Below are 17,815 nucleotides of genomic sequence, written 5' to 3' on the forward strand. Positions count from 1 at the left end.
ACTCATCCACCGAAGAGGCTTGCTAATCCTCCGCCTATTTCTTCTTCGCTTGGTCCTTTCTTTTCTTCTTCTTCCTTCTTTTCTTCTTTCTTCTCAGCTTGTTGTGCTGGTGCTGCTTGTTGAGCTTGAGGTACCTGAATTCCTAAATCTACTTTTCCACTTATTGCTGAAGCCAATGCATAAGCTTTAGCAACTGCTTTAGAGAATACAGCTTGAGCAGTTTCTGGTGTTAAATAACCAATTTCTGAGGCTAATGTAATGGCATTTCTTGCTGCTTTCTCTGCAGAGACTTTTAGTACATCTGGTATTGGATACGCTATTTCTACGGCTAATCCAAAAGCTGAGTGATAGGCTTTGGCAATATCTGTCTTATATTCATCTAGATTGATAACTAATTGCTCTCCAGGAATTAAAAGCCCATTATCGTAAGCTGCTTTTATGTTTAACTTTATGTGTACTGGCATTATTCCTAATTTTTGTAAAATTGGTATAGCATCTGGTGGTATTGGGTCTCCAGGTTTAGCAATTACTGTATCTTGAACTACATGTATTTTCCCATCTTGTACTTTTGTTTTTATTTTAAGTTTTCCAAATATGCTTAATGCTGGGCCAGCTGGCATTCCAGTATCTCCAGCAGGAATAACTACTTCTTCATCAGCTTTGTCCCCAGGCATTGCATATCTCTTTAATTTAAATTTGGATAAGAAGAGTTGAATTTCAAATGGATTTTTGTTTGTAAATATAAACACGTTTGGTCCAGTAAGGTATTTTTCTAATTTAGAAATGTCAATTCCAGCATTTTTTGATGCAATTTCAAAGAGGGTGTTCTTAGTTACTTTTATTTCAGCTATTCCCCTCATCTTTTTCCTAATATCATGTAGTTTATCAGCGGGGAATCCTTCAATACTAGCGATTATAATTGTGTGATATTCTTTTAGTTTTTGCTCTAGTTCTTTTACTTCTTCAATTTTCCATTTTGCAATTTTCCTTTCTTGGGTGACTACTGCCATTTATATCACTTCTTAAATTCTACTTTAATTATCTTACCCATAGTAGTTTTTACGTATATCGCTCTTAAATTAGCTTCAACTTTAGCTTTGCTTTCAATAGCATTGAGTACTGCCATAGCGTTTTCAGCCAAATCTTCTGGTTTCATGTCTTCTGTACCTATAAATGTTTGGACATGTGGTTGATCTTTTGTTCTTACTATAGTTGATCTTTTGAATCTTAGTATATATTCAGTAACATCTGCTGTGTTTGGTAATGGTGTTGGGAATTTATTTCTTGGTCCTAGTGCTGGACCCAAAATTCTTCCTACTAGAGCCATTGATTCTTGTGATACTAAGAACCAATCATTTTGTCTAGCTAATTTTTTAATAGCTCTTTTTTGTCCTTGTAATTTTTGTAGATCTTCTCTCGTAAGTAAAACATTAGGTTCAGCTTTTTTAGCTGATTCGATTTGCTGAAAAGCGGGGATAACGAGAACTTTTCTCGGTTTAGAAGGTTCTTTGGGTAATGGCACTATTTCTCTAAGCTTTAACTCTCCTTTTTTCATGTCAATGCCTTTGAATGTAAGTATAAGTTCAACGCTTTGTGTAAAGTTTCTTTTTGGATTATTTTCTGGGCTAAGTGCAAGTTTTAATGCTTCTACTAAACTATCTTTGTTGGCTAACATTAAATTCACCCTTCTATTTCATTCCATTTTTGTTCATATTTGGCTAATAAATCATCATATTTACCTTCATCCACAGCTTTTACTAATTCTTTAGGATTTTTTTTATCTACAGTTAATCCTATAGAATAAGCTGTACCTAAGATTGACTTTACTGCAGCTTTTAATGTCTTAGCAGTAATTTGTGGCTTTTTCATTATTGCAACTTGAATTACGTCCTCAAATTTTATATCTCCAACTTTTTTATGTGCTGGGTCTCCTGAGGGTTCGTTTGCATTAGCGAATTTTAATAATAGTGATGTTGTAGTGGGAACACCAACTTTTATATCATATTTCTTTGTGTCAGTATCAACTTCAATAGTTACTGGAACTGACATACCTTTAAACTGAGAAGTAGCATCGTTCATTTTCTTTACAACTTCTCCTACATTAAGGCCTAATTGTGAAAGAGTTGGAGCTAAAGGTGGGCCTGGCTTTACATTTCCTCCTTCAACTACAATTTTGATTGATTTTGTAGGCATTTATTTCACCTATTTCTTTACAGGTTTTACTTGATCTATTGGAACTGTAACCTGTAAGGGGAAAGATGATTCTAAAATATTTAAAACTACTTCATTTTTAGCACTATCTATTCTTACTACTTGGGCTTGCATTCCTCTGAATGGTCCAGAGGTTACTTCAACTAAATCTCCTGCTTTATATGCAGGGGCTACGGTTATCTTAGAGACAAATTTTACTATATCTTCTCTTTGAACTAGTCCATGTGTAAAACCTCTAACGTGTCTTATGCCGGTAGCTATCAGTTTTACAATATGCGGACCAGAAGCTTCTAAAATCACATATCCCTTAACGTTAGGGGGAACTATTATAGAATAAACTTCCTTTATATTATTTGTTTTTATTCTTTCTTCTATCATTAAAGCTACATTTATTTCTTGTCCGCCAGTTACCCTTACAGCATAATAATTACTGAACCTTGGCTTTTCCATTTTTTCCTACCCTAATGGAGTAATAGAGCTACTGTTAATTGGATAATATAAGCTATTATCCCTACAATTGCCATAACAAGTAAGGTAAGTTTAATACTCTGATTAAGTGTATCTTTTTCTGGTTTTTTAGCTACAGAGATTATTCTCTTCCAATCTTCACGTAAATTCTTAATTCTTTGTGAAAGACTCATATACGATATAATTTATCGTATAGTTATTAACTTTAACTACTGAAAAGCCTTTTTATAAACCATTCCGCATCAAAGGGGATTAGGCTATCGTAATCTTGTCCTATTCCAAGATATGCAACAGGTTTATTGAGTTCATAAGCTAATGACAATATTATTCCTCCTTTAGCATCAGCATCTACTTTTGTTAGAATAACTGCATCGTATCCTACGTTTTCTTCGAAATATTTAGCTTGTTCTAAAGCATCATTGCCAGCTAAAGAGTCTAATACTAGAATTCTCAAATCTGGTTTAGCAATTTTTACTATTCTCTTTAATTCAGCTACTAAGTCTTGGTCAATATGCATTCTTCCAGCAGTATCAATTAGAACTACGTCTATATTTCTACTTTTTGCCGAATTTATAGCATCAAAAGCAACTGCTGCGGGGTCTCCTCCATATTTTCCCTTTACAAGAGGTATCTCGAGTTTAGATGCATGATAGGATAGTTGCTCTTGAGCTGCGGCTCTAAAAGTATCTGAGGCAGAAATTATACATGAGAGTTTATTTTTCTTTAACATATACGCAACTTTTGCTATAGTTGTGGTTTTTCCAACGCCATTTACTCCAAAGAAGACTATTACATAAGGTTTCTTATTTTTTCTTCTTATTTCTTCTATTATATCTATTCTCTGATTTTTTGTTAGTATTTCTTCTATTGATTTTTTTAATGAATTAATAACTAATTTTTCTAAATCTTCACTTCTCTGTACTTTTTTACCTACTAGAACATTTTTTAAATCATCTAGTATTTTTTCTGTTACTTCATAAGATACATCTGACTCTAACAATTGATATCTAAGCTCTTCTAGTATATCTTGAATATCTTCTTCCTTTATAGTTTTAAATCTAATAAAATCAAAAAATGAGAATTTTGATCTCTTGGTTTCTTCTTGTTGTTCAACGTGTTTTTCTTCTGTCTTTTGTTGAGGTTCTTCAATTTTTGGAGGAGCTGGTTGTTGAGCTGTTTGAGCAATATGAGGCTCTTTAATGGTTTTAGGTTGTTGTTCTTCTTGTTTTGCTAATTGTTCTTCCTTAATAGTCTGTTCAGATTGAGTAGTTGATGTTTGTGATTGTTCTTCTTGTTTAGATTCACCTTTAAATTTATCTAGGAGATTATTAAAAGCTTTCTTTAATTTATCAAAACAAATTATCCACCTTTACTTTGTTGAGCTTGAAGTTGTTGTTGTGCTTGATTCAATATATCTGCAATTTCTTTGTAAGCTTCTAAAGACTTAGCTAATTCTTTTTCAACGTTACTTAATAATGAACTAAGTTCAGCCTTTTTATCACTAAGAACTTTAGTAGCAAATTCTGGGTCTACTTCAGCATAATATTCTAGGCCTAGATGAACTAAAACTTTGGCTTTATCAACTCCTTGAACCTTAAATATAATATTTCCTTTTTTATCTCCTACCATTAATAATTCTTGATTGTTCTGTAATTCTTTTAATGCTTGTAATGATGAGTCAATTGACATAATATTATCTTGAAGTTCCGCATATGTCTTCTGCAAATAATCAATATATTTTTTTAGTGCATCAGCTTGAGCTAGTAAATCTTCTAGTGAGACTACTACGTTTTGGTTTTCTTCATTACTCATAAATATCACATAATTATTTTGCTTAACTTTGCTAAATCTTTTACCGTTTTATCATTAGCTTGTTCAATTGGTACTTCCTTTATCTCTTGTATTTTTATATTATATCTTTTTATTTTATTTTTACTACCTAGGTATGAATATAAATATTCTATCGCTTGTTTTTCATTTAATGCTCTTACATATTTTACTACTTTTTGTTGTGTTGGATAGTGCGAAGCGTTAAATGTTGCAATTGCTCTTATTAAGTAAGTTTTGATTTCACTCATCTCAATCACTAAAAGCTCTTTGGATTCTTAAAATCTCTGGTCCTGTTGTTGCTGTTCCTACTAGAATTCCATTTTTGTTTGCTACTAGACCACTATGGATAAATACACTACCAAAATTAACTGTGCCAGTATCTATTTTAACTTTAAATAATTTGCTTAGTTTATCTATTTCATCTTCTGTTGCATCTATGTGTATTAATCCAGCTTTATCTGTCACAACTCCTACAGAACCAACAGTTATAATGTTAGCTATTGTTCCTTTTTCTATATTATTAACTCCAAGGCTCTCTTTTACTTTTTTAAATTCTATAGTAGTAAGTTCTGGATAAACTAAAGCTCCATAAGAGTTTGCTAAGATGATATTTCCTAGGGCAGTAGGTTTGATATCTAGAACTTCGACCCTAACATCTCTAGCAATATCTTTTATTTTCTTAACTTCTTCATCGTCAACATTTTTAGGAAGTAGTATTACGTTATTATTCCCAGCCACAAATATACCTATTAGAAAACTTCTCGCAATGGTAGTTTGAATTATTTCTGTTTTTAACGTTTCTTGAATTTTTTTAATTGTTTCTATATCTATATTTTTAGGGACAATAGTATATTTATCATTAGTAAAAAGATATATTCCAATATTATCTGTTCCAAAAATAGTTAACTTATCTATGATCATTCACTCTTTAATGCAAGTCTAACTAAATATGTTTTTTCTCCTATCTTTTTAACAGCTACTCTAACTTTCCTTACTATTCTGTCTTTCCCATTATATGTTATACTTTTTGCTAAAATTGGGTCAATTATGACTTTTTCAGCACCAAAATGTCTTTGAATTATATTTCTAATTAACTTGATAGCTCTCTTTGTCCTTGTATTTCTTCTTCCCATTATTACTCTTTTGAAATTAATTGTCATTTCAAAATTGTCTTTCTCCTTCATTTTTTTACACCTTTAGATCATTTCTTCTCCAATCTCTTCTATGTAAATTGTATCTAAATTTACCATTAGTTTTTATAATTACCCAAGCTGGGACTGGGGAATTGCTTTTTAATGCCTTAGCTAACCTTAATTTTCTTCCTAACGGTTTGTTTTTGCTCATTTCCAACCCCTTTCTTTAATTGTAATTTTATAATCTTTCCTTGTCTGGTTAGTTAATTGGGCTAAAATTTCTTTTAATTCATCATCAGTTATAGGTGCTTGAATTCTTCCAGCTTGAGCTAATGCAATTAACTGGTTTTCTATTGCTTCAGCTAAGTCTGGTTTAACTAATTTTACATTAGATAATCTTTGTCTAGCTTCCGGAGTCAAAATGACTCTCAATATTGCATCCTTTTTTGCTTCTAGTTCAGCTTTTCTTTGTTGCTCTTCTAACGCTTTTCTTTGTTGTTCTAACGCTTTTCTTCTTAACAACTCCTCTAATTCTGCATCATATTCATCACTCATATTAATCACCTCATTCTAAGTATTTTCTCAACTCTGGTTTTTTCTCTGCCAACTCTTTAAACATTTCGTATGATAATTTATCTAAAAGTGACCTTCCTTTAGGAGACAATACTCTACCTTTTTTGGTTCTTATAACTAATCCAGCTTTTTCTAGTTGATGAAATATTAATCTATTTGCATGACCTGGTGCTTTAACAGTTTTTGGTGGTTTTGATCCTCTTCTCTTTAATCCACTGTAAAGTCTTTGTGTCTCTCCTACACCTAAGGGGGCTAAGAAGTATAATTTTCTAAGCAAAGAAGCTGCTCTTACATACCACCAGATCTCTGGATTATCTGGGACTCTTTCATTAAAACTGGCAGACTTTGTGAAATAAGACCATTCTGGAGGTTGTAATTCTTTTACGTTATCTTTAAGATACTGAGCTAGTCTAGGAATTAAAACATCTGCTGGAACCATTTTAGGCGTTATCATGAATTTTCAGTATATGATCGTCTATCGAAGGTTTAAAATTTAACTTGTCTTTTTAATTAACGAGTTGGTATGAAATTTTACATTGCTTCAGAAGAGGAGATACTTTCCGGTAAAATAACCGATATTTATTTTGAAAGGACTGAGCAAACGCTTAAGCATTTAGGTGTAACTAATGCTAGAGTTAGAATGGAAGTTCACTCCTATGGTTTACCACAAGGATATAAATGGGCTGTTTTTGCTGGATTAGAGGAAGTTCTTAGACTTTTCGAAGGCAAACCAGTTGATGTATATGCTATGCCAGAGGGCACTCTTTTTAAAGAGATAGAACCGGTTATGATTATAGAAGGAAATTATCTAGACTTTGGAGTTTATGAGACAGCTTTTTTGGGTATATTAAGACACTCTTCTAGTATAGCAACTAAGGCTGCAAGAATTAAGAGTTTAGCGATGGATAAAACAGTATTATTCTTTGGGTTAAGGGCTTTACATCCTGCAATAGCTCCAATGGCTGATAGGGCAGCTTATATAGGTGGTTGTGATGGAATTTCTGGAGCATTTGATAGAGAATATTTTGGCATTGAACCATCTGGTACAATGCCTCATGCATTAATGCTTGTTGTAGGTGATAATGTAAAAGCTTGGAAAGCGTTTGATGAAGCTATGCCCCCTAACGTACCTAGAATAATTTTAGCTGATACATTTGAAGACGAAAGAACAGAGGCACTTAAAGCAGCAGAAGCCTTAAAGGATAGAATATATGGTATTAGGTTAGATACACCTTCTAGCAGAAGAGGTAACTTTAGGAAAATTATACAAGAGGTTAGATGGACTTTAAATATTCATGGTTATAATAATGTAAAGATTATAGTTAGTGGTGGAATTGACGAAGAGGACGTAATTAATTTAAAAGATTTGGTTGATGGATTTGGTGTTGGGACTAGTATAGCATTTCCTCCTAGTGTAGATTTTAGTGCTGATATAGTTGAAAAGTACGCTGATGGTAAGTGGGTTCCTTATACCAAAAGAGGTAAATGGCCTGGGGCAAAGCAAGTGTATAGATGTGGTCCTACTCCAGACAATGATATCATTACGCTTTTAGATCAAAAGCCACTTTCCGAAGGCTGTACTCCCCTTTTAGTAAAATATATGGAAAATGGAAAATTAATAAGAAATTTACCTTCAATAAAAGAAATTAGGGAGTATGTTCTTAGTCAATTGAAGAAAATTACTCAACAATAACTTCTTTTGTATTCTCTAAACTTCTATTGAATGCTATTTCTACTATTGGCTCCATTCTTCTTATAGCATTATATAACCTTAGATTTACGCTTCTTATCACTATAATTAATCTATAATTATTTATTGAATCATTTTTTGTAGCTTCAGCTATTAATATTCTTCTAAGAGTTCTTAACTCTTCCATAGCTTCATTTATTAATTTTATATCTTCTTTATTAAGGAGTTTGATAGCATGATCTATTATAACTGTTGACTGTTCAATTAAATCATTAAATTGTGACCAATATTTCTTTAGCTCTTCTAGGTCTTGTGGTGGTAAAGCTAATAAATCGTTTGCTGCTTCACTTATTTCATCGGCTGCCTCTTCTATAGCTTTTATTAATATTCTATTTCCTATTAATTGTATTCTTTTTACTCCTATCATATAAGCTAAGCTTCTATTTGATTGTGATAAGATAAGTTGTCTTAATGCCAAATAGTACAATCTATCAATTTCTTTTTCTAATTCTATCGCTTCTTGAAGAAATGTTCTACTACCTTCTTTAATACCTAAACTAAGGTAATGTAACATTTGTTTTAGGTTATTTATAAGTCTATTGAGTAGGCTATTCATAGTATATTTTGTAGGGTCCAAGAACGATTGTATTTGAATATAGTCAATATTTTGGACTGTAATCTCAAATCCTATTAAGCTTCTTACTGATTCCTTAATTTTTCTCAGTAAATCCTCATTAAAAAGCTTCTCTTTACTTTCTATTTCTATTTTGTCGAAACCTAATATGTAAAGTCCATATATTATTCTCGTGATTATTTCTGGCATGACTAAGTTAGAAATTACTACTTTTATTTCTTTAGGAGATCCTTGTAATTTCATATTAGGAGGATAGATTTTTAGACTTCCATCTTCATCAACTTCTAAGTAAACACTTTCTCCAGCATTTAACCCTACTTCCTTTACCCATTCTGCTGGTAGGGAAACCATTAATGTAGATTTTCCAAATTTTTGAACCCTACGTACTTCCATTTTTATCACTATACTATGTGTTATATATATTTCAAAGTTTATAAAAGTAGTTTAAATGGGTATCAGATAGTTTTAATCTCGGGTATTTTGCCATAATCATTAATAAATATATAACCTGATCCAGTTGTTGGAATAATTCTTATTCCATATGGTCTTCTTTTATTAAATTGTATTGCTATGCTATCTAAAAGTATATTATAATATAGATCTTTATCTCTAGGAATTGGTACCATATCTAAACCAGCAACACATGCAAAGGTTAATTGTTGGAGATTTGGCAATTTTAGGCTTCCTTCTTCGACTCTTTTCATTAGAATTAGGTCTTCGGCAATAGGTAGCATTGTTTCAGAAAAACCTATAGGAGTTACTTTAAGTTGCCATGCAATATTAAATATCTCTCTGTTAATTTGGAAAACAGCGTAAGTGTTTCCGTGCGAAAATAACTTTCCACTTTTATTTTCGATTATTTCAGCTACACTTTCATTCATCCATGGTGACAGAGATATATCAATACCTAGATATCGTAATTGTAGTTGTTTAGAGTATTTTATTCCGAATTCATTTGCTTCAGCTATGCTTTTGTTAATTTTACCTTCTAAGTAATCTTTTGCGTAAAGTACTGAAATTGCTAGAGAATCAGCTATTGTATTTGCAGAGCCTACGGGGAAATAAGGAGTCAGAAGAAAATCATCATAAATTAAAACAGCTATTCTTGTGGCTATTTCTGGCTCTAAAGAATAGATAAAATTGGCTATTTCTTTGGAATCTTCAACTTTACTAAGAAGAATAGAGGCGTATAATGACTTACTTGTCTGCAAGATATTAGAAATGTCTTTTACTCTTTTATCGTTAGATCTAAGATGAATTGCTGAAAATATCACATCTCTTGAGTTTGGCAAAAGCTCTGTTATTTTATCTAATGGAAGATCTTTAGGAGTTGGAGGTAATGCAATTCTCTTTGTCCAAATCTTTTCATCTTTTATTTCATTCAGTCTTTGTACATAATAATCTATCCTACTTTTATCAAAATTAGTTACAAATATTGCTAAGGCTCTTATTTTCATGTGTACGATTATATCTGGCAAATATTTTATTTTTGCTTACTCATTTACTACATATGCAAAAACTTGTAATTCTCGTTTCTAACAATAATCTTGATGCAATGTACCATGCTCTCACACTATCCTTATCAGCAAAGGCATTAGGATGGAACGTAAAAGTCTTTGTAACTTCACAAGCTGTAGGACTTTTTATAAAAGGTTCAAAAAAGAAATTCTCTATGCCTTTCTTTGCAAGACTTTTTTTAAATTGGCAAATGAAAAGATTAAAAATAACAGATGCTGACAAGATGTTTGAAGAGGCCTTGAAGGAAGGAGTAGAATTTTTTGTTGATGAGGTTGGTTTGAAAATAATAGGAGCTAAAAAAGAGGACTTAATAGATGGTGTAAAATTGTCTGGTAGTATTACTTTTTTAACTGAAGCTAGGGAAGCTGATGTGGTGATTTCTTTATGATAATAGATTCAGATGATGTTTGTCCTGTAGTTCTAGTTCAAGTATTAAGAGCTTTTAGAGAAGCTAAAAATGGTGAAGAAATAATTGTTAAAACTAAATGGGAAGCAGCTGTTCAAGAATTAAAGAGGTGGTGTGATGAAACTGGAAATCAATATGAAGGATGGGAGAAAGAAGGAAGCAAGTTTGTAATAAAAATAAGAGTTTTAAAGGAAAAATAATGCTTTTAAGTAATTATTTACTTAGAATAATTAGGCGGTCAATATTGTGTCATCAAGAGAGCTTCACGTTTTTGAAAACCCTATAGAATTAATGGAAGGAATGTGGCCAACACCAATGCTTAAATTGAGTTTAGGTAAAAATGTTTGGGCTAAATTAGAGTTTTACAATCCCTTCAGTCATAGTATAAAAGATAGGACAGCACTATTCTTATTTAAGGAAGCAATAAAGAGAAACGTGAAATCTTTAGTTGAAGCCACTTCCGGCAATACTGGGATAGCACTTTCAGCTTTATCCTCAATTTTTAAGATAAATTTTACCGCTTTTATCCCAGCTACTGCTCCTTCTTCGTTTAAAGTGTTAATGAAGATATTAGGAGCAAATGTTATAAGTGCTGGTAATTCGACAAATGAGCTTTTGCCTTTAGTAAAGAAACTTAGTGAATTTAATGGTTATACTCACTTAGATCAATTTCATAACGAGATTAATGTATTAGCACATTATGAGACTACAGCAAAAGAAATAGATAAACAAATGAGTTCTATAGGATTAAAAATAAAGAGGATTATTGCTACTATGGGAACTGCGGGTCATATAGTAGGAATTGCTAAATATTTTAAAGAAAAATATGGAGATGACCTAGAAATTATAGGCGTAGAGCCAGCTCAAGGGGAAAGAATTCCAGGAATAAAAAGGGTTACTGAAGATAAAGAGAATAAATTCCTTAATATGGTTAAAATTGATAAAATTGTTGAAGTAAAATTAAAGGAAGCTATAGAAGGAGTTATAGATGTTGCTAGGAATGATGGAATTTTAATAGGTTTGAGTGCCGGGGCTACTGTTTCAGCTTATAAGAAAATTGCTAAACAAGACGAGGAGGAAGTTACTGTTTTAATATTCCCAGATGATGCGTATAAATATGTAAATGAACTAGGGAGTTACGTATGATTAATTTTATAAATGTTTTTTCATGTAAGTTATAATCCGTGGCTACTGAAGTAATAGTTATTTTTAATAAAAATGGAGATATATTAGATTTTTCTCCAAGAAATATAAATCTAAATGATTTAATAAATATGAAAGAAAAAGAAGTTTATGACGACGGCGAATTAATAAGAGTGAAAGGTAAAATAGATAATAAATGAAATTAGAAGATTTCTTTAGAGGTCTTTATTCTCAAACACGATTAATAGATATTGATGATAGAAGAGTAGTAGTTAAGTGCTATAGTTCCTCTACTTCATTTAAATGGTATTTGATTTCTCCAGCATTTAGGAGATACCCATATACCTCTGATCCTTTAGAGAGAATGAATAGGGAAATTAATTTTTTTACATTTAACTGGAGAGATAAAATTAAAGTTCCTAATATAATAGATTTTGATGTAAAAACTTTGTGTCTGTATAGAAATTTTATTGATGGAAACGAAATAGTACAAAAGGAGCAATTTAGGGAATTAGGAGATGCATTAAGATATATTCATGAAAAGAACTTTGCACTTGGGGATACAAAAATCGAAAATTTTGTTTATAATGAGAAAATAAGTGTAATTGATGCAGAACAATCAATACAAACTAGTAATATTTCTTATTTTGCTTGGGATTTATTAGTCTTAGCATTTTCGATGTCATACAAGTTTATAAAAGATCCTTATCTCTTCTATGAAAATTACGATGCAGTATTAGAGGGATACGCATTGAATAAGGAAATAGCAAAAGAACTTCTTAATTTTAACAACTTACCTATACTCACATTAATTCCTTTTACGCATTATAATTATTTTAAAAAAGTTGTTGAGAAATTTTTATAATTATGGATTCATTTTCCTTTTTTATATTTATGATTTCATCATTTATTCTTGTACCGCAGGCAGGACATCGATAAAAGTATCTTACTACTTTATTTCCATCGCTGCTATTTTCTGCTTCAGCAATAAAATCCATTCTTATATTGCATTTTGGACATAACAGTTCACTTTTCATATTCAAGTTTTAATACCTTCGAAAACGATAATAAATGTAATGATTGATAGATTTGGGAGACCAATAGAGGACTTAAGAGTAACATTAACACATACATGTAATTTCTCATGCTTTTTCTGCCATATGGAAGGTGAAGATAACGCTCAAGGACTGTTAACTCCACAAGAAATTTCTTTGGTTGCAAAAGTAGGAATGGAATATGGAATAAAATCCGTTAAACTGACTGGTGGTGAGCCCACTTTAAGAAGAGATCTCATAGAAATTATTAGAGAATTAAAAATGGTAGGAATTAGAGAAATATCAATGACTACTAATGGGGTACTTTTACGTTCATTAGCCTGGAAATTAAAGGAAGCTGGTCTTGATAGAGTAAATATTAGTCTTCACTCGCTAGATAAGAATTTATTTAAAGAAATCACTGGCGTTGATGCATTAGATAAAGTAATTGAAGGAATAAAGGAAGCTCTTAAAGCTGGTTTAAGACCACTAAAACTTAACTTTGTAGTTACTAAGAAGAATATTACTCAATTAGAAAAAATAATAGAATTTTCAAGAGAAATTGGTGTGGATGAGTTACATCTTATTGAACTTCACCCTGTGGGTTTAGGAAGGAACGTCTTCTCTTACCATGAAAAGTTAGAAAGCATAGAAAAAATATTGAGAGAAAAAGCAGAAAAAGTGGAAATTAGGAATAAGCATTTTAGACCTAGATATTACATAGGGAATTTAGTTATAGAAGTGATAAAGCCTTATGCAAATCCAATATTTTGTGCTGGCTGTAATAGAATAAGACTAACAGTTGACGGCAAGCTAAAAACTTGCTTATATAGGCAAGACAAAGAAATTGATATTATTGATATTTTAAGAGGCAATTATTCAGAAGATAAAAAGAATGAACTACTACGTGAGGCATATGAAATAGCAATAGCTATAAGAGAGCCTAACTTTAAATTTAAGGTAGAGCCTTATGCGACTTCATAAGCTTCAAAAAATCCTTGAAGAGAAGAACCTAAAATGTGCTATAATAAGTAATACAGCTTCTATATTTTATCTTACCGGATATGATTATATAAGCACTGATATTGGAAACTTTGTTGCACTAGTTTATTGTGATGGAGTTCCTACCCTTATAGTACCCTTATTAGAATTGTATAGAGCTGAAGAGAAAATTAAGGACATTGATGTAGTTGCATATAGTACTACATTTACGGGAGATAAAATTATAAAAGGTAATCTAAAAGATGCGATCTTTAGTTATGTTCACCAGAATAAAATAGGCCTTGACATTCAGAATACTTCTAGTACTTTTTATAATTATTTCAATAAATATGAAATAGTTGATTTATCTAAGGATCTCTCATTATTAAGGGCAATAAAAGAGCCTGAAGAGTTAGAATTAATAAAGAAAGCAGGAGAGATAACTTCTGCGTCTATGAAAATAGCTCAAGATAAACTTACTAATTCAGAAGTTTCAGAAAAACAGCTAGCCGGAATAATAGATATGACGATGAGATCCGAAGGAGCAGAGGATTATGCATTTCCTAGTATTGTAGCTTTTGGAGAGAATTCTGCTTTTCCACATCATGTGCCTACAGATAAAATTATAAAAGATGGTCAAAATGCTGTAATAGATATTGGTGCGAGATATAATAATTATTGTTTTGATAGTACTAGAACATTTATAAAGGGTAATAACTTAGAAATTAAGAAAATTTATGAAATAGTATTAGAAGCACAGATAGAAGCTATCGATAGAGCGAGGGACGGAGTTAAGGCTGCTGAAGTTGATTTGGCTGCAAGAAATATTATTGAAAAGTCTGGATATGGTAAATATTTTATTCATTCAACTGGTCATGGTGTAGGTATTGAAGTTCATGAATATCCTCCAGTTTCTCCTACTTCTGATGCAGAACTTAAAGAAAACATGGTAATAACAGTTGAACCTGGTATATATCTAAAGAATAAATTTGGCGTAAGAATAGAAGATACAATAATTATAACTAAGAAGAAACCCATTGTTCTTGAGACAACATTCAAGTATTTATAACTTTTTAGTACTCTTTTTAATTTAAATTTATATTTCATTGGAGTCAATAACACTATTGTTATGGAAGAGACATTAAGCCAAGAAAAAATGATCGAAGAGATTGCAAAAAGAATTAAGGAGATCCTTGAAATTTTAGGTGAAAATCCAGATAGGGAAGGATTAAAAGAAACTCCAATAAGGGTAGCAAAGGCTCTTATAGAAATGACTAGTGGTCTAAGAACACCTAAACCACAGATAAAAACGTTTAACTTAGCTGAAGATGGGCTATCAGAAGAGGAAGATCAAATAGTTCTTGTAAAGAATATACAATTTTCCTCGCTGTGTGAGCATCATTTATTACCTATTATAGGGAAAATACACGTTGCATATATTGTGGGTCCAGAGAAGAAAGTTGCAGGATTCAGTAAAATAATAAGAATTGTAAATTATTATTCTTCAAGGCCTCAAATACAAGAAAGGCTAGTCCAACAAATTGCTGATGCCTTAATGAGCAGTGATATACATCCAAAGGGAGTAATGGTTATAGGAGATGCTCTTCATATGTGTGCTTATGTGAGAGGTGTAAAAGATAGGGAAGCTAGTCTGTTGTCTGTTGCAACTAGAGGTTTGTTTAAAACTAATGCATCTCTGAGAAATTACGTATTTAGACTATTAGAAGTTTCAAAAAAGTCAAGTTTATTATAACGTAAGAAGATTTTTTATTGAATGGCGGATTCAAAATCTAAGATTATAGATATTCTTAAGAGATTTGGAGAAGTTCCGCAATCAGAACTTGTTAGACTTAGTGGTTTATCTAAAAGTAGACTTTCTGAAATTTTATCCGATTTAGAGAAGCAAGGTCTTATTGAAAGGAAAAAGACATTAGGTAAAAATTTAACTGTAAAATTAAGTAATAAATTTATTAAAATAGGAATAATTAGAGCAGCAGAGTACCCATTTATTATTCCATTTGTTAAATCACTCAAAGAGAAAGGTTTCTTTGTAGATATAGTTATTTATGATAATGGTCTTGCATTGACCAAAGACTTAGCAGAAGGTAAAATAAATGCTGGTTTTTCTCCTGTTGTAACTCAATTAATTTTCAAAAAGATATTTGATAATTTTGAAATTATTAGTGGTGGGGCTAAAGGAGGAGGTGGTATTATTGGTAAATCATTATGTGACACAATAGGTTCAACAGAAATGTCTAGTATGGAAATTTGGACTTTACTATTAAATCCCGAATTAGAGTTGCAAAGTTATAATTCACCTGAAAGTATGATTTATGATCTAGAAAGAAGAAAAGTCAGTGCTATATCTATTTGGGAGCCATATTTTACTATACTTTCGCATAAAGGTTATAATGTTTTACATCAGTTTGAGGCTCTTCATTGTTGTACTCTTGCAGTTAGGAAAGAGTTAGATAGTGATTTGATTAAAAGAATTTATGAAGATTCTTTTACTTCTTTTCTTTATCAAAAAGATAGATGGATAAGAGATTATTCAGTCTTATTAAATATGGATTACCCAATTCTCTCAGAAGCTATAAAAAATTATATATTTGATTATTATTTAGATTTAAATGAAATAAAAAGAAATCTAAGAAAAATAGGTATTTTAGGCATCTAAATAGTAGTATAGTTCCATTGGATGCGGGTATTGTTGCATTGTCTTTGCTTCATCTCTCTTCAAATCTATATAGGTATTTAATATTGATGAGCTAAATACTGGTTTTAGGAATTCATTATCGCTTTCTAACTCATCTAGTGCCTCATCTAGTGATCTTGGCATTTCTCTTATTTTCAATTGTTTCTTTCTCTCTTCGCTCATATGATATACATTCTCGTCTACTGGATCACCGGGGTCTATTTTCTTTTTAATACCATCTAATGCAGCCATTAGTATTGCTGCAAATGCTAAATATGGGTTACAAGAGGGGTCTGGTGGTCTATATTCTAATCTCTTTGCCTTTTCCATACCCCTATAATAAGATGGGATTCTTATAGCAGCACTCCTGTTTGATTTACTCCATACTAAGTAAACTGGTGCTTCATAGCCAGGGATTAATCTTCTATAACTGTTAGTTGTAGGAGATACTATGGCTGACAATGCTCTACCATGTTCTAGTATACCTCCTACTATATATCTGCCAATTTGGCTCAATTCAGCGTATTCATCATTTGGATCATACATTAAATTCTTACCATCTTTTGTCCATAAACTAAAGTGTGTATGCATTCCAGTTCCGTTATCTCCAAACATAGGCTTTGGCATAAAAGTTGCAATCATACCATGCTTTGCTGCCACATTTTTAACAACGTATTTTAATGTCTGAACCTTATCTGCTGTATCAACTAGAGTTGAGTATCTGAAATCTATTTCTCCTTGTCCAGCAGTAGCTACTTCATGATGAGTTGCTTCAATTGTAAACCCAAAATAATCTACAAGAGTATTTATTGCTTCTAATCTTATGTCCATTAATTGATCTACTGGTGGTGCCGGATAGTATCCTTCCTTATATCTTATTAAGAAACCACCATTTTTAGACCAAGGAGCTTCTCTAGCATATATTTTATATCCTGTTCCACTTTGAGGTGTTGCTACATCTAAATCAATTTTGTCAAATATGAAAAATTCTAATTCTGGTCCAAAATAGCTTACATATCCTTCTTCGGATTGTTTTTTCTCGGCTTCTTCGGCAATATGTCTTGGATCTCTTTCAAATCTACCTTTTCCTCCTCCCCAGAATACTTGAGTTATTACTCTAGCTACTCCTTGATTCCATGGTATAAGTGTCATAGTTTGAGGTACTGGCATTAATACCATATCACTTTCATAAATCATAGTAAATCCTTTAATGCTGCTTCCATCTAGTTTTCCGAATCCTGTCTTGAATGAATCTTCTGTAAATTCATATGCTGGGATAGTTATGTGGTGTAATCTTCCGGGTAGATCAGTAAATTGAAGATCCACCCACTTTATATTATTATCTTTCAAAAATTTTAGGGCTTCTTCTGGCGTTTTAGGCAAATTTGGCATGATAACGAATAGCTTTAATTGTTTAAAAAGATTTTTAGCGCTAAGTATAAAAACTGTTCAGAAGTTTATATATGATTCTTAATTACAGATTATGTAAATGTAAAAAA

General features: G+C 31.7%; 27 protein-coding genes. 10 read left to right on the forward strand and 17 right to left on the reverse strand.

Features of this window, described 5'->3' with window-relative positions; translation table 11 throughout:
• Positions 1 to 2 precede the first annotated feature (2 nt).
• From ACAM25_RS11755 to ACAM25_RS11815, 13 genes are all read right to left on the reverse strand, one after another.
• On the reverse strand, positions 3 to 1,010 hold the full coding sequence (locus tag ACAM25_RS11755) for a 50S ribosomal protein L10 (RefSeq protein ID WP_369609899.1): 1,008 nt from the start codon (positions 1,008 to 1,010) through the stop codon (positions 3 to 5).
• Between the two features lie 5 nt (positions 1,011 to 1,015).
• Positions 1,016 to 1,684 (reverse strand): 50S ribosomal protein L1, encoded by a 669-nt coding sequence (locus ACAM25_RS11760; protein ID WP_369609900.1) that lies wholly within the window; start codon positions 1,682 to 1,684, stop codon positions 1,016 to 1,018.
• The gene (locus ACAM25_RS11765; RefSeq protein WP_369609901.1) at positions 1,681 to 2,193 is read right to left on the reverse strand and encodes a 50S ribosomal protein L11; all 513 of its coding nucleotides are present in this window, start codon (positions 2,191 to 2,193) and stop codon (positions 1,681 to 1,683) included. Before ACAM25_RS11765 ends, ACAM25_RS11760 begins: the two co-directional genes overlap by 4 nt.
• Positions 2,194 to 2,202: 9 nt before the next feature.
• Positions 2,203 to 2,661: a transcription elongation factor Spt5 gene (locus ACAM25_RS11770; protein ID WP_369609902.1), complete on the reverse strand. Its 459-nt coding sequence runs from the start codon at positions 2,659 to 2,661 to the stop codon at positions 2,203 to 2,205.
• A gap of 11 nt (positions 2,662 to 2,672) precedes the next feature.
• Positions 2,673 to 2,852, reverse strand: a complete 180-nt coding sequence (locus tag ACAM25_RS11775; RefSeq protein WP_369609903.1) for a protein translocase SEC61 complex subunit gamma — start codon at positions 2,850 to 2,852, stop codon at positions 2,673 to 2,675.
• Between the two features lie 32 nt (positions 2,853 to 2,884).
• Complete coding sequence (gene ftsY / locus ACAM25_RS11780; protein WP_369611676.1) at positions 2,885 to 3,829, reverse strand: signal recognition particle-docking protein FtsY; 945 nt, start codon at positions 3,827 to 3,829, stop codon at positions 2,885 to 2,887.
• 209 nt (positions 3,830 to 4,038) lie between these two features.
• Positions 4,039 to 4,491, reverse strand: coding sequence for a prefoldin subunit alpha (pfdA, locus tag ACAM25_RS11785; RefSeq protein ID WP_369609904.1), 453 nt, complete (start codon positions 4,489 to 4,491; stop codon positions 4,039 to 4,041).
• A 5-nt stretch (positions 4,492 to 4,496) separates the two neighbouring features.
• Positions 4,497 to 4,757: a 50S ribosomal protein L18Ae gene (gene rpl18a, locus ACAM25_RS11790; protein WP_369609905.1), complete on the reverse strand. Its 261-nt coding sequence runs from the start codon at positions 4,755 to 4,757 to the stop codon at positions 4,497 to 4,499.
• Position 4,758: 1 nt separating this feature from the next.
• A complete protein-coding gene (locus ACAM25_RS11795; RefSeq protein ID WP_369609906.1) occupies positions 4,759 to 5,430 on the reverse strand; it encodes a translation initiation factor IF-6 in 672 nt (223 codons plus the stop codon).
• A complete protein-coding gene (locus ACAM25_RS11800; RefSeq protein WP_369609907.1) occupies positions 5,427 to 5,693 on the reverse strand; it encodes a 50S ribosomal protein L31e in 267 nt (88 codons plus the stop codon). Before ACAM25_RS11800 ends, ACAM25_RS11795 begins: the two co-directional genes overlap by 4 nt.
• Positions 5,694 to 5,697: 4 nt before the next feature.
• On the reverse strand, positions 5,698 to 5,853 hold the full coding sequence (locus ACAM25_RS11805; protein ID WP_369609908.1) for a 50S ribosomal protein L39e: 156 nt from the start codon (positions 5,851 to 5,853) through the stop codon (positions 5,698 to 5,700).
• Positions 5,850 to 6,203 (reverse strand): DNA-binding protein, encoded by a 354-nt coding sequence (locus ACAM25_RS11810; protein WP_369611677.1) that lies wholly within the window; start codon positions 6,201 to 6,203, stop codon positions 5,850 to 5,852. Before ACAM25_RS11810 ends, ACAM25_RS11805 begins: the two co-directional genes overlap by 4 nt.
• Positions 6,204 to 6,207: 4 nt before the next feature.
• The gene (locus ACAM25_RS11815) at positions 6,208 to 6,669 is read right to left on the reverse strand and encodes a 30S ribosomal protein S19e (protein ID WP_369609909.1); all 462 of its coding nucleotides are present in this window, start codon (positions 6,667 to 6,669) and stop codon (positions 6,208 to 6,210) included.
• A gap of 69 nt (positions 6,670 to 6,738) precedes the next feature.
• On the opposite strand from ACAM25_RS11815, the gene ACAM25_RS11820 reads away from it, so the two are divergent.
• On the forward strand, positions 6,739 to 7,908 hold the full coding sequence (locus ACAM25_RS11820) for a nicotinate phosphoribosyltransferase (RefSeq protein WP_369609910.1): 1,170 nt from the start codon (positions 6,739 to 6,741) through the stop codon (positions 7,906 to 7,908).
• On the opposite strand, the gene ACAM25_RS11825 is transcribed toward ACAM25_RS11820, so the two are convergent.
• On the reverse strand, positions 7,895 to 8,932 hold the full coding sequence (locus tag ACAM25_RS11825; protein ID WP_369609911.1) for an AbrB/MazE/SpoVT family DNA-binding domain-containing protein: 1,038 nt from the start codon (positions 8,930 to 8,932) through the stop codon (positions 7,895 to 7,897). The two genes, ACAM25_RS11820 and ACAM25_RS11825, sit on opposite strands and share 14 nt — an antisense overlap.
• Before the next feature lie 62 nt (positions 8,933 to 8,994).
• Complete coding sequence (locus ACAM25_RS11830; RefSeq protein ID WP_369609912.1) at positions 8,995 to 9,996, reverse strand: DUF711 family protein; 1,002 nt, start codon at positions 9,994 to 9,996, stop codon at positions 8,995 to 8,997.
• Positions 9,997 to 10,049: 53 nt separating this feature from the next.
• On the opposite strand from ACAM25_RS11830, the gene ACAM25_RS11835 reads away from it, so the two are divergent.
• From ACAM25_RS11835 to ACAM25_RS11855, 5 genes are all read left to right on the forward strand, one after another.
• Entirely contained in the window at positions 10,050 to 10,445 is a 396-nt protein-coding gene (locus tag ACAM25_RS11835) for a DsrE/DsrF/DrsH-like family protein (RefSeq protein ID WP_369609913.1), read from the forward strand.
• Complete coding sequence (locus ACAM25_RS11840) at positions 10,442 to 10,663, forward strand: sulfurtransferase TusA family protein (protein ID WP_369609914.1); 222 nt, start codon at positions 10,442 to 10,444, stop codon at positions 10,661 to 10,663. The genes ACAM25_RS11835 and ACAM25_RS11840 overlap by 4 nt, the downstream gene beginning before the upstream one ends.
• A gap of 91 nt (positions 10,664 to 10,754) precedes the next feature.
• Positions 10,755 to 11,609: a cysteine synthase family protein gene (locus ACAM25_RS11845; RefSeq protein WP_369611678.1), complete on the forward strand. Its 855-nt coding sequence runs from the start codon at positions 10,755 to 10,757 to the stop codon at positions 11,607 to 11,609.
• Positions 11,610 to 11,647: 38 nt separating this feature from the next.
• Positions 11,648 to 11,806 carry a hypothetical protein gene (locus ACAM25_RS11850; protein ID WP_369609915.1) on the forward strand — a complete coding sequence of 53 codons (159 nt, stop codon included), beginning with the start codon at positions 11,648 to 11,650 and terminating at the stop codon, positions 11,804 to 11,806.
• Positions 11,803 to 12,471, forward strand: a complete 669-nt coding sequence (locus tag ACAM25_RS11855) for a hypothetical protein (protein WP_369609916.1) — start codon at positions 11,803 to 11,805, stop codon at positions 12,469 to 12,471. The genes ACAM25_RS11850 and ACAM25_RS11855 overlap by 4 nt, the downstream gene beginning before the upstream one ends.
• Here ACAM25_RS11855 and ACAM25_RS11860 read toward each other — a convergent pair.
• Positions 12,443 to 12,643: a hypothetical protein gene (locus ACAM25_RS11860; RefSeq protein ID WP_369609917.1), complete on the reverse strand. Its 201-nt coding sequence runs from the start codon at positions 12,641 to 12,643 to the stop codon at positions 12,443 to 12,445. The genes ACAM25_RS11855 and ACAM25_RS11860 overlap by 29 nt on opposite strands.
• Positions 12,644 to 12,682: 39 nt before the next feature.
• Between ACAM25_RS11860 and moaA the strand changes: the two genes are divergently transcribed.
• The 4 genes from moaA to ACAM25_RS11880 are packed head-to-tail and all read left to right on the forward strand — an operon-like array spanning position 12,683 to position 16,298.
• Positions 12,683 to 13,624 carry a GTP 3',8-cyclase MoaA gene (gene moaA, locus ACAM25_RS11865; protein ID WP_369609918.1) on the forward strand — a complete coding sequence of 314 codons (942 nt, stop codon included), beginning with the start codon at positions 12,683 to 12,685 and terminating at the stop codon, positions 13,622 to 13,624.
• Complete coding sequence (locus ACAM25_RS11870; protein WP_369609919.1) at positions 13,611 to 14,690, forward strand: M24 family metallopeptidase; 1,080 nt, start codon at positions 13,611 to 13,613, stop codon at positions 14,688 to 14,690. Before moaA ends, ACAM25_RS11870 begins: the two co-directional genes overlap by 14 nt.
• Before the next feature lie 60 nt (positions 14,691 to 14,750).
• Positions 14,751 to 15,374, forward strand: a complete 624-nt coding sequence (gene folE / locus ACAM25_RS11875) for a GTP cyclohydrolase I FolE (RefSeq protein WP_369609920.1) — start codon at positions 14,751 to 14,753, stop codon at positions 15,372 to 15,374.
• Between the two features lie 21 nt (positions 15,375 to 15,395).
• Positions 15,396 to 16,298 carry a MarR family transcriptional regulator gene (locus tag ACAM25_RS11880; protein WP_369609921.1) on the forward strand — a complete coding sequence of 301 codons (903 nt, stop codon included), beginning with the start codon at positions 15,396 to 15,398 and terminating at the stop codon, positions 16,296 to 16,298.
• On the opposite strand, the gene glnA is transcribed toward ACAM25_RS11880, so the two are convergent.
• Complete coding sequence (gene glnA / locus ACAM25_RS11885) at positions 16,287 to 17,708, reverse strand: type I glutamate--ammonia ligase (protein ID WP_369609922.1); 1,422 nt, start codon at positions 17,706 to 17,708, stop codon at positions 16,287 to 16,289. The genes ACAM25_RS11880 and glnA overlap by 12 nt on opposite strands.
• Positions 17,709 to 17,815 lie beyond the last annotated feature (107 nt).

The organism is Sulfurisphaera javensis (assembly GCF_041154675.1).
Lineage (GTDB): Archaea > Thermoproteota > Thermoprotei_A > Sulfolobales > Sulfolobaceae > Sulfurisphaera > Sulfurisphaera javensis.